Genomic DNA, 12,900 nt, shown 5'->3' with positions numbered 1-12,900 from the left:
AAGGAGAGGCGGCGTGCGGCAGGCAAGGGTGCGCATCGGCATGGGCGTGTTGGCCGCTTTTCTGGCGACGGGCGCGGCGGGGGCGCAGCAGGTCGCCGCGCCAGCCGTGCAGGTCGACCCCGATGGTACCGTCCATGTGCCGGCAATGACGGTCCCGGTCTCACCGATGCTCAGCCCCGAGGCGCAGCGCTACGTCGCCGAGCATCTGCGCGAAATGCAGCAGCCGGCAATGGTGGCGCAGAAGGACGGCGTGCCCGTCTTCATGATGCCCTATATCGCGCGCGCCAAGGCCCGCTTCGCCTATGGCCTGGCGGAGCGGCGGATCGGCGGGGTGCGCGTCTTCGACTATGCGCCGCGCGCGGGGATCAAGCCCGGGAACCGCCACCGCGTGCTGATCAACCTGCATGGCGGCGGGTTCATGGGCTGCTTCCCCGGCTGCGCCGAGCTCGAGTCGATCCCGATCGCGGCGCTGGGCGGGATCCGCGTCGTCTCGGTCGATTATCGCCAGGGTCCGGCGCACAAATTCCCTGCTGCCAGTGAGGATGTGGCCGCGGTCTACCGGGTGCTGCTCCGCACCTATCCGGCGGCCAATATCGGCATCTATGGCTGTTCGGCGGGCGGCATGCTGACCGGCATGGCGACCGCCTGGTTCCAGCGCCACGGATTGCCGCGCCCGGGCGCGATCGGCGTGTTCTGCGCGGGGCTGACCAGCTCGGCCAACGGGTTCGGCGGCGACGCCGATTACATGACCGCCGCCGTGGGGGAGGCGCGCCCCGCGCCGAGCGGGTCGTCCAGGCCGGGGTCGGCGCTACCCTATCTGGCGGGCACCGATCCCAGCGATCCGCTGGTCGCTCCCGCCGCGTCGGATGCAGTACTCGGCAAGTTCCCGCCGACGCTGATCCTCACCGCGACGCGCGGCTTCGAGCTGAGCTCGGCGGTGCGCACGCATGGCGCGCTGGTGCGCCTGGGCGTCGATGCCGAGCTGCACGTCTGGGAGGGCCTGTTCCACGGCTTCTTCTACAACAGCGACGTGCCCGAGTCGCAGGAGGCCTATGCCGTCATCCTGCGGTTCTTCGATCGCAAGCTGGGGCGTTAGCGCATTTTCAAGTTGCTCGTTTCCGGTCAACGATTCGGGGAATGAGTCCGTAAAAGAATAGAGCGTCTTTACGGCAGGTGAAAACGCTCTAACGCATGAACATGTCGGTAGCCGCGCGCCGCGCGGTTGCGTCAATTCTCTCGATTACAGGATCTTCCAGATCGGGCGATATTTGCGATCTTCTGCCCTGCGCGTGTAGTTCATGTTCTTATCGGGAATGCCGGATTTATATGCCTCGATAAGTTTGCACAAAGGCGCGTTCTTTGAACTCCATTTGTCGGAAATGCCATGCAGTGGCTTGATCAGGCGTTCTTGAAGGATTTCCTTCTCCTGTTCCCACTCCAGCTGAACCCAGCGCTCGGCGTCCTCTGCCTCATACTGCTCCATCTCCGCGGCATGCTTGTTCCAGGCGATCCTCTCATCATGCTCTTCATCGGATACCTCCCGGTGGCGGTTCGCGGCCGCACCCCAGCTCTCGCCCGGGTTGCGCACCACGACCTCGTCATCGTCTACATCCCCCAGCGCTTCCTCTTCTTCCGCCTGCCATCGTGCGAAACTGGTGGCGGCCTCCGCGCGGGCTCGCGCGGCGCGTTCGATCCGTTGCCGCTTTTCGCGAACATCGGCCTGCATCAATTCCGCCGCGGTCGCTTCCAACGTGTTGAACTGCGCGTTCATGTCCAGATAGGTGTCGTTGAAGGCATTGGCGAATTCGATGTCGGGCCAACTGGTGAGATCCATGTCCGCCAGCTTCTTGAGGCAATCGATGACGTGTCGCTTGTACAGCTGCAGTGCGGAGGCGGACGCGGCTGCGATGCCGTCTTTGCTGCCGACGGCATCGATCGTATCGTCGATCGACCGGAACGTATTCCCCACTTCATCGAGAAAGCGCTCGATATACTCCGCGAAAGCAGCGTCGCGAACGACTTCGTCGTTGAGTTGCTGCCTGCGTTGTTCTTTCATGATCCAGATCGCGAGGACGATCGCCAAGATCGAACCGATGGCCTGGACCCAAGCCGGTGCATCGAGGGTCGTCGGGCCGAGTGCCAATGTGCTGCCCGGAGGGCCAACGAGAGTAACGCCGTTCATCCCTATTCCCCTTCGTTTAGGAGGGGCTAGCTCCAAAAGCTTAAAGGATTCGGTATCTCTTCGTCCAAAAACGCCCTGGCCTTGCTCAGGGTTGCCGCAGCCAGCGGTCGAACAGGTCGAGCCAGGTGCCGTTGGGCAGGCCGGGCGTCCCCAGGCCGAAGCCGTGGCCGCCGCGCTGGAACAGATGCGCTTCCGCCGGCACGCTCGCCCGGCGCAGCGCCGCGAGCATGCGCAGGCTGTTTTCCGGCGGCACCGCCGGGTCATCGAGCGCGTGGACCAGGAAACAGGGCGGGGTGCGCGCATCGACGTGCAGGTCGGGCGAGCGGCGGGCAAGCGCCGCGGCATCGGGCGCGGGGCCGAGCAACTGGGCCACCGATCCGGCATGGGTGTAGCGCGGATCGGTGGTGATGACCGGATAGATCAGCCCGGCGGCATCCGGGCGTGCCGAAAGCTGGTCGGCGGCGTCGCGCTGGGCATAGATCGTCTCGCCATAGCCGGTGGTCAGCGAAGCGGCGAGGTGGCCGCCTGCCGAATAGCCCATCGCGACCACCCGCGGCGCCTTGCTCCGCGCGCGGACGAGGCGGATGGCGCGCTGCGCGTCCTGCAGCGGCACGTCGGCGCGGTGCGACCAGCTCTCGCCAGGGAGGCGATAGATCAGGACGTGTACGTCATAGCCGCGCGCGGCGAGCGCCTCCGCGGTGTCGGTGCCTTCATGCGTGCCGACGACGATGCTGTAACCGCCGCCGGGCATCAGCAGCACCGCTGTCCCGTTCGGCGTCGCGGCGGGGAAGCGGTGCAGCGTCGGCCGGGCGACGTTGCGGAAGAAGCCGGGCGGCGCGTTCGGCGGCAGCGGCTGCGGAGCGAAGCCGGTTTCCGGCATCCGATCGCCCCACAGGTCGACCACCGGCGCGGCGTGCCAGCTGGGCGGCAGCGGGCCGAGCGGGTCGCGCGCTGCCTGAGTCGCGGCCAGCAGCGGCGTCGCGGCGACGGCCGCACCGGCGCCGGCGATCAGCGTGCGGCGGGTGAGTTCCGGTGCCATGGTCAGGCCCGTGCCGCGAAGGCGGTGCGCAGCGCGGCCTTCCACGCCGCCGTGAACGCGCGGGATACCGCCGCCTCGGGGACCACGAAGTCGAAGGCATGGAAGGCGCCGGGCGCGACATGGATCCCGGTGGGGATCCCCGCATCGATCAGGCGCCGCCCGAAGGCGAGCGATTCATCGACGAACAGGTCGATCGCGCCGACGCCGATGAAGGTCGGGGGCAGGCCAGACAGCGTCGCCGCGCGCGCAGGCACCGACCCGGCGGGGACCTGCGCCGATCCAGCAGGCTTGCCGAGAAAAGCGCTCCAGCCGAACGCGTTCGCCGCCGCGGGCCAGCCGACCGGCGCGAGATGGGGGGAAGGCTTTACCATGCTGCCGGTGCGATCGTCGAGCATCGGGTAGATCAGGATCTGCTGGCACGGCTGCACCTTGCCGCGATCCCGCGCCATCAACGACACCATCGCGGCGAGGCCGCCGCCGGCGCTTTCGCCCATCACCGCGATGCGCCGCGGATCGACGCCCAGCGCGTCGGCCTGTGCGGCGATCCAGGCCAGCGCGGCGTAATTGTCTTCGACTGGGCCTGGGAAGGGCGTTTCGGGCGCGAGCCGATAATCGACATTGACGACCACGCAGTCGAACTCCGCCGCCAGCGCCTGGCAGAAGGCCGTCAGGTTGCGCGCGCGGCCTGAGATCATGCCGCCGCCATGGATGTGGAGCAGCGCGGGCGCGGGCGCCGCGCGCGGCCGTACCCCGATCAGTTCGATGCTCACCGGCGGCGCGCCCCGGGGGCCCGGTATCTGCCGGACCTCGACGGCCGGGGCGGGCGGGGCAAGCAGCGGCGGCGCCACCCATCCGGCCCGCAGCGCGGGCAGCGCCGCGCGGGTCATCGGCGGGAAGGATTGGGCCAGCATCGCCTGCGCGGCGGGCCGCAGCTCGGGATCGACCAGCGTGAGCGGGTCGCCATCGGCCGCCGCCAGCAGGCGGGAGGGGCCGGCGAGAAACGCCGTCATGCCCATCCCGAACGCCCAGCGGTGAAGTTCACGCCTGCCTAGCTGCATCCTGTCCTCCGGTCGCCGACGCTATCCTGCGCCGGATCATACTTGGGTGTGCAATCGATTGTGCATTGCTGCAACCGATTTTTTGCACAATAGCCCTGAAGTGCGCGCCAGGGATGTCGCTATCACAGCACCAACAACAGGGGCACGAACGGCCTGACCATGTCGACGATCAAGAATTTGAAGGAATTCGCCCAACTCGCCGGCGTCTCCACCGCCACGGTGTCGCGCGCGCTTTCCAGGACCGGCCGGGTGAGCGAGGAGACCCGTCAGCGGATCAGCGATCTGGCCGATCGGCTGGGCTATCAACCCAACGTCACCGCGCGCAACCTGCGCACCCAGCGGACGATGACGATCGGCGTGCTCGTGCCGCTCGGGCACGAGACGTCGCAGCATCTTTCCGATCCGTTCTTCAACACGATGACCGGGTTCCTCGCCGACGAGCTCAGCGACCATGGCTATGACCTGCTGCTCTCCCGCGTGCTGCCCAAGAGCGACCGCTGGCTGGACCGCTATATTGGATCGGGCAAGGTCGACGGGATCCTCGTTATCGGGCAGTCGACTGAGTTCGGTGTGATCGAGACGGTTTCGCGCCGCTATCTGCCGATGGTGGTGTGGGGCGGGCTTGTCCCGGGGCAGAACCATTGCTCGGTCGGCACCGACAACCGCCAGGGTGGCGCGCTGGCCACCCGCCATCTGATCGCGCGCGGCTGCCGCCGCATCGCCTTTGCCGGGCCCACCCGCGGCCCGGAATTCGGCGAGCGGCTGGATGGCGTCAAGCAGGCGCTGCGCGAAGCGGGGCAGAGCGAGACGCTGCTCGAACTGCCCTCGCATTTCGAACCCAACGCCGCCTATGCCGACATCCTCGACCAGATCGGCCGGCTTGACGCACTGCCGGACGGGATCGTCGCCGGATCCGACGTGACCGCAATCGGCGTGCTGCGGGCGCTGGGCGAACTGGGCATCGACGTGCCGGGCCGGATCAAGCTGGTCGGCTATGACGGGCTGCCGGTCGGCGCGCAGGTTTCGCCGCCGCTCACCACGATCGACCAGCAGCTGCGGCAAGGCGCGGCGATCATGGTCGAGCTGCTGCTGCGGCGGCTAGCGGGGCAGGAAACCGAAAGCCGGCGGATCGAGCCGAAGCTGATCGTGCGCGCCTCGGCCTGAAGCGCTCAGGCGATGCTAGCGCGGTTGCCGTTCAGGGCCAGCCGAAAATAGGGCGCGGGGTAGCCGGCGAAGGCGGCGCGGCGGCGCGGCGGCGCGGCGGCGCGCGACATCGGCCGGCGCGTCCGCTGCGGCGACCCCGGGCAGATCGGCAAAGCTGGTGACGCGCAGATCGGGCAGTACCCACCAGCTATAGGCCTGGAACGGCGCCTGCTCCGGGTTCGCTGCGACCAGGCCGGTGCCGTTCAGCGGCTCGAACGGCCCCGCCGCGCTGGTGCTGACCATGCCGTACAAGCCGGTGGGGCCGATCGGCCCGTCGGGCGCGAACACCTTGGCCTGGGTGGACCAGAACAGATAATAGAGGCCGTCGAAGCGCCGCATGTGAGGGCGCTCGAGTTCGTTGTTGAGCGTGTCGGCGTCGACCACCGGCGGCGCGCGCTGCCATGCCAGCAGGCTGCCGTCCACCGCCTCGGCCACGCCGATCACGCCGTTCCAGGCGGAGGCTGATCCCGCCGCCGACCCGGTGAAGAACAGTCGCCAGCGCCCGGTCGCAGGATCGCGAAAGAAGGCGGGATCGCGAAACGCCTTGATCATGCCGGCGACGCCCTCGCGCTGGTCGACGGTCATGTACCAGTACTCGTCCGCCGCCACGGAAAGCTGGTGGTCCCGGTGATCGACTGCACGCAGGCCGTCGTCGCGCGCCTCCAGCGCGAAGCTCAGCTGGAACAGCCGCTGTTCGAAGCTGGTGGCGGGCTCGCCCCGCCGTCCGGCGGCGGTGTAGAACAGGGTGATGCGCCCGGTTTCGGGATCGAACAGCGCCGAGCCGGACCATTCGCGGCTGCCTGCCGAGAAGCCGTCGGGCAGGACCGGGGCGCCGAGGTGCCAGCCCGCTTCCCGCTCGACGACCAGGTGGATACGGGCGACGGCATGCCGAGCTTCGGGATCGGCGGCGGCCGGCGCCGCGAGCGCGAGCCACAGGTTGCCGCCGCTCCCCCGCGCCTGCCGACCATCGGCGGTTTCGATCGGCCACATGTCCCACAGGTCATGGCCGGGGATGCGACGGGCGGGGTCGAGCGCGAAGGCCGGGATGGTCTGCGCCGCCGCGATCCCGGCGCGGGAGAGCCGCGCGCCGCACCAGCGCGCGGCACCTTCGCTCGGCCGTGGGGCGATGATCGACTCCACTGGCTCTTCGCGCATTCCTAGACCCCTAGATCGCTTGAACAAACGATTACACAGGTTATGAGGTGCTAGCTGCTTTGTCGCCGCGCGGCAAGTGGTGGAGACTGGTGCAGCGACGAGGAGAACGCCCATGCCCGCGACGAACGACCCGGAGCCCCTGTGCGTCCCGATTTCGCGGTGCGCCATCCCGATGGCATGGGACGCGGCGGAGCAGATCGACCTCTGGCCGGGGACGCCCCCGGGCGGCCCGATCACGCTTGCGGCGCGGGATCCCGATCTGCCACCCAGCTGGCGCACCCAGCTGGCGCAGCCCCAGCTCCGCGTGTTCCGGCCGGCCGAAAGCAACGGTACGGCGCTGCTGGTGCTGCCCGGCGGGGGCTATGGTTTCGTATCGATCAAGAACGAGGGCGTAGACGTGGCGGAAGCGTTCTGCCCGCGCGGCTATACCGTCTTCGTGCTGGCCTATCGCCTGCCGGGCGAGGGGTGGGCGCGGCGCGACGATGTTCCGCTGCAGGATGCGCAGCGCGCAATGCGACTGATCCGCGCGCGTGCCGGCCAGGAGGCCTATGCGCCCTCCGCGGTCGCGGTGCTCGGCTTCTCGGCGGGCGGGCATCTCGCCGCCTCGCTCCTCGTCGGCGCTGCGGAGCCGGTGTACGACGACGTGGATGCGGCCGACGCGCTCTCGGCCTTGCCGGTCGCCGGCGGGCTGCTCTACCCCGTGCTCGCCATGGCCGGGGCCGAAGCGCATCCGGGATCGCGCGACGCCCTGCTGGGGCCGCAGCCGGTTGCGGCGACGCTGGCGCGACGCTCGCCGCTGGAGCGGATCGACGCATCGGTCCCGCCGATCTTCGTGGCGCACAGCCGCGATGATTCGCAGGTGTCCTATCGCAACGCCGTGCTGCTCGAAGCCGCGATGACGGCGGCGGCCCGGCCGGTGGAACTCCATTTGTTCGAAGAAGGCGGCCATGGCTTCGGGGTGGGGCCCAGCAATGCCGCCGCCGGCTGCTGGCCGATCCTGTTCGATCGCTGGCTGCGCCGGCGGCTGTCAGGCGCCAGCGCAGCCGATGCGGGTCATCGCGTGCAGGCGAAGGCGGCCGAGCGCTCGGTGTCCTTGGCGCCGGGCATGGCGCGGGCGACCAGCGGATAGGGGCAGAGCGGCCGGCTGCGTCCCGGCCACGGCGTCATTCGGCCGGCGCTCGCCTCGATCCGCTCGGGCGCCTTGCCCTGTTCGACCCAGCGGACCAGCGCGGCGAGCGCGTCGAACTGGTCGGTGGCGGGGCCACCGGCGCAATGCGCCATGCCCGGCACCGGAAAGACGCGGACGAACGATGCCGCCCGGCCTTGGTTGCGGCGATCGACCTCTCGCCACCAGTCGAGCGTGTCGTTGAGCGAAAACACCGGATCGGAAACGCCATGCGGCACGATCATCTTGGCGCCGCGCCTGCGGAACCCCGCCAGATCGCTGGACCGGGCGGAAACATCCTCCCAGCCGGAGCGGGGAAAGCCCGGCGCGACCGCGTTGATCGCGGCGGGATCGCGATCGAAGTCATAGGCGAGCTGCGCGTCCATGCCGTCCTGCGGGCTGGGGCCAAGCAGGCGCGGCGGCGTCGAGAAGAGGGTGGCGAGCGCAGGGGCGCCCATCACGGCGTTGATTGCCGGCACGGTGGGGCCCGCGCCGCCGCCCAGGCCCAGTTTCCAGATCCGCCAGCCGGTATCGGCCATGCCGGCGTCCCAGGGGAAGCTGGCATAGAGGGCCCGGCCGTGGCTGTCGTGCGGCCCGCCAAAGCCGCGAACCAGCGCGTCGATCTGCCCGGCGGAGAGACAGGAGGCGTTCTTGGTGCTGCTGCACATGCGGGTGCGCAGCGCCGCCGTCACCTCGGGGGTGGTGCATTGGCCAAAGGCTTGCACCAGCCCGTCGGCCAGCCCGTCCTTCGCGTCGCACGCCGCCAGGACGGCGCTGCGTGCGAGCATCAGGTCGCTGTCCGAAAAGGCGGCGGCCAGCCGGCCGATCGGCACGCTCTTCGCGCTGGGCTGGCGCACCAGCGCGGCATAGGTCTGGGTGTCCCACGCCTCGGCGATCGCCGCCTTGGGCAGCGCGAATCCGGGCGCCGCCGCGAGGATGCCGTCGAACGCATCGGGGTAGCGCTGGGCGAAGGCCATGCCTTCCTGCCCGCCCTTCGAGCAGCCGGCGAAATAGGAATGATCGGGGTCGCGGCCATAATGCCGCGCCAGGATCGCGCGGGCGGCGTCATAGGTCAGTTTCAGCGAGGCATGGCCGTAATTGCGCCGCGCCTCCGCATCGAAGCCGAACGCGACCGCGCCGCCGCGCGCGGGATCGGCATTGTCCGCGTTGGAATGGCCCGAATCCTGGCTGACCACCGCGAAGCCCTGCGTCAGCGCCGGGGCGGCGCCGTTGGGCGTAGTGCCGATCGCGTCGCCGATCTCGCCATTGGTGCCGCCCCCGCCCTGGAACAGGAAGCGCCCGTTCCACTGGTCGGGCAGGCGCAGGTGGAAATGGATGGCGTAGCGTTGCCCGTCCTGCCCGGTGCGTTCCTGGAGGACGCCCGTCACTTCGCAATGCGCCGGCAGTGGCGGCGATTTGCCGCCGCGCCCGAGGTCGAGCACCGTGCCCGCGGCTTGCGACTGGGCGGAGACGATGCGCATGCTCGGGTCCGGCCAGTTGCCCGCGGACAGCAGCGCCGCGCAGCTGCCGCCGGCGCGCAAGGGCAGGGCGGCGGGGCTTCGGGCGGCCTGTTGCTGACAGCCCGCCAGCGTCACGCCTGCCAGCATCAACGCTATGGCCAGGGTGCGCTCGGTCGCCGGGATAGAGTCAATCATCGGGGAGTCCTTCATTCGATCTGGTAGACGGTGATGCGGACGGCGGCGCCGTCCGAAGGTTCGGCCGGGCCTACCGTGCCGAGGAAGATCGCGTCGTTGAGCCATTGGTGCTTGCCCAGCGGCACCTCGAACACCGGCGTCGTCCGGACATACGCCCCCAGCGCGACACCGCGATTGACGATCTGGAGCAGCGTGCCGTCGCGCTCGCGCATCAGATACGAGGCTTCGAGCAGGGTGGAACCGTCGGCGCGGATCAGCTGCCAGTCCATGCCTTCGGGCAGGATGGTACCGCTCAGTCGCGGGCCGGCGAAGCGGCCGCCGGTGATCGGGATGCGGACGCGCTTGCCCAGCGGCGTGGCGCCCACCTGTTCGGGCGGGCCGAGCGTCACGATCGCCTCATAGACGAAGCTGAGCGGAACGCTGGTCAGCCGGCTGGGTGCTGGCGCGGCCTCCGCATCGGTGCCGAGGCCGATGTCGGCCAGGCCGAGGCAGCCCGCCACGCCGCCGGCAAAGCCCAGCAGGGTCCGGCGTGACGGGCCGGCGGCGGTGGCGCAGGCGCAGGCGGAAGAAGGGAGAGCGTCCGACATCGTTTTGATACCCCTGTGTGGGCCGGTCGAGATAGATGATAGCTTTGCGTAATCGATATGTGCAATTACTTTTGAAGGCCGTTGACCGGCGCGTGGCGGCGAGGCTCCACGGCGCCACAGAGGCCCGGCCGACCTAGCGTATAGTGCGGTGTACAAGTGAATATCGTACAAAAGATGGCTGATCTTCCTTTGCGGGGAGACGAATGCCGATGCGCTTGCAATCGATTGCGCAACTAGCTATGTCACATCGCAGTTGGAAAACACCAACCAGGAGAGGGTGCGGTGCCGAAGGGCGTTTCCGCGACGGGCGAGGCCGCGCATCGTGCGCGTTTCGTCGAGGCCGTCGTGCGGCTTCGGATTGCACACCACCTCCTGACCTTGGATGGGAGGAGTGGGATGCGCACTGTTATGATGCTGCTCGCTGGAACGGCGCTGCCCCTGGGCGCAGCCGCCCGGGCGCAAGAGGCGCCCGCGGCCCCGCCGGCTCCGGTCGCCGATGGCCAGCAGGTCGACGCCACCATGGCGGGCGAAATCATCGTCACCGCGCAGAAGACGTCCGAGCGCCTGTCGCGCGCGCCGGTCGCGATCAGCGTGGTCTCGCAGGACATGCTGACCCGCCAAGGCGTCGATTCGGCCAACGCGCTTGCCACCACCGCGCCCAATCTCCAGCTCAGCGCCAACGGCTTCGCGATCCGCGGCATCGGCAACAACAACAGCTTCAGCGGCTACTCCACCGTCGCGACGCAGATCGATGGCATCTACGAGCCATCCGCATCGGTGCTGGCGCTGGGCCTGTTCGATCTCGGCGCGGTCGAGGTGCTGCGCGGGCCGCAGGGCACGGTCTATGGCCGCAACGCGACCGCGGGCGTGGTCAACATCAACACCGCGGATCCGGGCCGGACGCGGGGCGTGACCGCCGATTTCCAATATGGCAGCTTCAACGAGGTTCGCGCGCGGGCGGCGGTGGACCTGCCGATCAGCGACGCGTTCCGCCTCCGCGTGGCCGGCTATCGCCAGGCCGATGACGGCGTGAACGATGCCTATGGCGCGCGCGACCGCTATGGCAAGACCGACCAGGCCGGGCTGCGCGTCACCTCGCTGCTCGACCTCGGGCCGGTGACGTGGCGGCTGTCGCTCAACTATGGCGAAAATCGCGGGACCGTGCCGGCGACCTTCCTCACCAGCATCAATGCCTATCCGCAGGCCAACCTCGCGGCCGGCACCTTCGGCCCGCGCCAGGTGATCGAGACCGACGCGCTCAACATCGGCCAGGCCCAGGTCACCGACAACCGCATGGACCTGCGCTATTATGCCGCGCGCTCGCGCCTGTCGTGGCAGGCGACCGACCATCTGTCGCTGACCTATCTCGCCGGCTTCTCGCTGCTCAAGAACAACGGCATCGATTCCGCCACCGGCGTGTTCACGCAGCAATCGATCGACCGCCGCACCGAAAGCTGGTCGCACGAACTGGACCTGAACTATACCCGTGGGATCCTCAACCTCGTGGTCGGCGGGTTCCTCTACCAGGATCGCCAGCCCTCGGGCACGCGGTTGCTCCACGCCGGCGATACCGCGCCCGCGCCGATGAACACCGTGTTCAACGCGTTCGGCGCGAAATATTCGCAGGCCGCGATCTCGACGATCAGCGGGGTCGACGTCGTCACCAGCTATCACGGGCAGGGGACCAAGTCGCAGGCGGTGTTCGGCCAGGGCACGGTGGAAGTGCTGCCGGGCCTGAAGCTGATCGGCGGCGTGCGCTCGACCTGGGAGCAGGTCAACGCCCGCAACATCGAACTGGTCTGCCCCGGCGACACCGTCACCCTCGCCAATCTGAGTGCGACGACCTGTCCCGGCATCCCATTCGTCTATGCGCTGTCCGACGACACCAACCGCCCCGAAGCCAAATTCTCCAACGTCAGCTGGAAGGGCGGCATCGACTATGCGCTCAACGCCAACACGCTGGTCTATGCGACGGTGAGCACCGGCTTCCGCGGCGGCGGCCTTGAGGCGAGCGGCAACGCCTCGCAATATCGCCAATATCGGCCCGAAACGGTGACCAACTATGAAGCTGGTTTGCGATCGACGCTGCTCGGCGGCAAGCTGTATCTCAGCCTCACCGGCTTCACGATGGACTATAAGGACCTGCAGGTCTCCAGCGTCGTGCTCAACCCGCTGACCAACCAGGTCTCGGCGGTGACCACCAACGCCGCGACCGCCCGGCTGCGCGGTGTCGAACTGGAGGCGACCGTCCGCCCGACGCGGCGCGACCGGATCAGCGGCTATGTGTCGTTCCTCGATGCGCGGATCCGATCCTTCCCCACCGCGTCGGACAATCTCGGCTCAGCGAGCGGCAATTATAACGCCTTCGCCGCCGCGCTCGGCTATACCCCGCTGCCGGCGAACCTGACCCTGGACGCGTCGGGCAACCGCATGGCCAACGCGCCGAAATGGAGCGGACGGTTCAGCTACGCCCACACCTTCGACATCGCCGGCGGCCGGGTGATCCCCAGCGTCGATTTCTACGCCCAGTCGATGACGTACAGCGATGTCGCCAACTACGCCACCAGCCGGCGCGACGCCTATACCAAGACCGATCTGAACCTGCGCTTCGAGGATGGGGCGGATCGCTTCTCGATCACCGCCTTCGTCAACAATCTCGAAGACAATCGCGTATCGAACAACCTGGTCACGGTGTGGAGTTCGACGACGGCCAATTACGATCCGCCGCGTACCTATGGCATCCGCCTGGGGATGAACTTCCACTGATCGGCCCGCTATTGGGGATGGCAATCGGTCCTGGCTAGGCGATATGCGGATCCGCCCGGCGGCGTGTCCGCCGCCGGGCGGATCACGATG

General features: G+C 68.7%; 10 protein-coding genes. 4 read left to right on the top strand and 6 right to left on the bottom strand.

Annotation, left to right across the window (positions count from 1 at the left end):
* Positions 1-13 precede the first annotated feature (13 nt).
* Complete coding sequence (locus QZ670_RS10635) at positions 14-1,096, top strand: alpha/beta hydrolase fold domain-containing protein (RefSeq protein ID WP_294254888.1); 1,083 nt, start codon at positions 14-16, stop codon at positions 1,094-1,096.
* Positions 1,097-1,240: 144 nt separating this feature from the next.
* On the opposite strand, the gene QZ670_RS10630 is transcribed toward QZ670_RS10635, so the two are convergent.
* The 3 genes from QZ670_RS10630 to QZ670_RS10620 all read right to left on the bottom strand — a co-directional run bounded on the left by QZ670_RS10630 (position 1,241) and on the right by QZ670_RS10620 (position 4,231).
* A complete protein-coding gene (locus tag QZ670_RS10630) occupies positions 1,241-2,182 on the bottom strand; it encodes a hypothetical protein (RefSeq protein ID WP_294254885.1) in 942 nt (313 codons plus the stop codon).
* 85 nt (positions 2,183-2,267) lie between these two features.
* Entirely contained in the window at positions 2,268-3,221 is a 954-nt protein-coding gene (locus QZ670_RS10625; protein ID WP_294254883.1) for a prolyl oligopeptidase family serine peptidase, read from the bottom strand.
* A 2-nt stretch (positions 3,222-3,223) separates the two neighbouring features.
* Entirely contained in the window at positions 3,224-4,231 is a 1,008-nt protein-coding gene (locus QZ670_RS10620; RefSeq protein ID WP_294254882.1) for an alpha/beta hydrolase, read from the bottom strand.
* A gap of 207 nt (positions 4,232-4,438) precedes the next feature.
* On the opposite strand from QZ670_RS10620, the gene QZ670_RS10615 reads away from it, so the two are divergent.
* Positions 4,439-5,443: a LacI family DNA-binding transcriptional regulator gene (locus QZ670_RS10615; protein ID WP_294254878.1), complete on the top strand. Its 1,005-nt coding sequence runs from the start codon at positions 4,439-4,441 to the stop codon at positions 5,441-5,443.
* 15 nt (positions 5,444-5,458) lie between these two features.
* Here the strand turns inward: QZ670_RS10615 and QZ670_RS10610 are convergent, their stop codons facing one another.
* Positions 5,459-6,637, bottom strand: coding sequence for a glycoside hydrolase family 68 protein (locus QZ670_RS10610; RefSeq protein ID WP_294254876.1), 1,179 nt, complete (start codon positions 6,635-6,637; stop codon positions 5,459-5,461).
* A gap of 172 nt (positions 6,638-6,809) precedes the next feature.
* Here QZ670_RS10610 and QZ670_RS10605 point away from each other — a divergent pair, with 172 nt between their 5' ends.
* Positions 6,810-7,766, top strand: coding sequence for an alpha/beta hydrolase (locus tag QZ670_RS10605; protein ID WP_294254874.1), 957 nt, complete (start codon positions 6,810-6,812; stop codon positions 7,764-7,766).
* On the opposite strand, the gene QZ670_RS10600 is transcribed toward QZ670_RS10605, so the two are convergent.
* Entirely contained in the window at positions 7,691-9,457 is a 1,767-nt protein-coding gene (locus QZ670_RS10600) for a tannase/feruloyl esterase family alpha/beta hydrolase (protein ID WP_294254872.1), read from the bottom strand. The two genes, QZ670_RS10605 and QZ670_RS10600, sit on opposite strands and share 76 nt — an antisense overlap.
* A gap of 11 nt (positions 9,458-9,468) precedes the next feature.
* On the bottom strand, positions 9,469-10,044 hold the full coding sequence (locus tag QZ670_RS10595) for a DUF3237 family protein (RefSeq protein WP_294254869.1): 576 nt from the start codon (positions 10,042-10,044) through the stop codon (positions 9,469-9,471).
* Positions 10,045-10,440: 396 nt separating this feature from the next.
* Between QZ670_RS10595 and QZ670_RS10590 the strand changes: the two genes are divergently transcribed.
* Complete coding sequence (locus QZ670_RS10590) at positions 10,441-12,810, top strand: TonB-dependent receptor (protein ID WP_294254866.1); 2,370 nt, start codon at positions 10,441-10,443, stop codon at positions 12,808-12,810.
* The last annotated feature ends 90 nt before the right edge of the window (positions 12,811-12,900 follow it).

It is taken from the genome of uncultured Sphingomonas sp. (genome assembly GCF_913774285.1).
GTDB lineage: Bacteria > Pseudomonadota > Alphaproteobacteria > Sphingomonadales > Sphingomonadaceae > Sphingomonas.
Note: the sequence above shows the minus strand (reverse complement) of the source record. Positions and strands in the feature narration are given on the sequence as shown.

Bases quoted from the DNA above. Each gene is read 5' to 3' on its own strand.
- QZ670_RS10630 (WP_294254885.1), bottom strand. From the start codon at position 2,182: ATGAACGGCGTTACTCTCGTTGGCCCTCCGGGCAGCACATTGGCACTC.
- QZ670_RS10625 (WP_294254883.1), bottom strand. From the start codon at position 3,221: ATGGCACCGGAACTCACCCGCCGCACGCTGATCGCCGGCGCCGGTGCG.
- QZ670_RS10620 (WP_294254882.1), bottom strand. From the start codon at position 4,231: ATGACGGCGTTTCTCGCCGGCCCCTCCCGCCTGCTGGCGGCGGCCGAT.
- QZ670_RS10615 (WP_294254878.1), top strand. From the start codon at position 4,439: ATGTCGACGATCAAGAATTTGAAGGAATTCGCCCAACTCGCCGGCGTC.
- QZ670_RS10610 (WP_294254876.1), bottom strand. From the start codon at position 6,637: ATGCGCGAAGAGCCAGTGGAGTCGATCATCGCCCCACGGCCGAGCGAA.
- QZ670_RS10605 (WP_294254874.1), top strand. From the start codon at position 6,810: ATGGCATGGGACGCGGCGGAGCAGATCGACCTCTGGCCGGGGACGCCC.
- QZ670_RS10600 (WP_294254872.1), bottom strand. From the start codon at position 9,457: ATGATTGACTCTATCCCGGCGACCGAGCGCACCCTGGCCATAGCGTTG.
- QZ670_RS10595 (WP_294254869.1), bottom strand. From the start codon at position 10,044: ATGTCGGACGCTCTCCCTTCTTCCGCCTGCGCCTGCGCCACCGCCGCC.
- QZ670_RS10590 (WP_294254866.1), top strand. From the start codon at position 10,441: ATGCGCACTGTTATGATGCTGCTCGCTGGAACGGCGCTGCCCCTGGGC.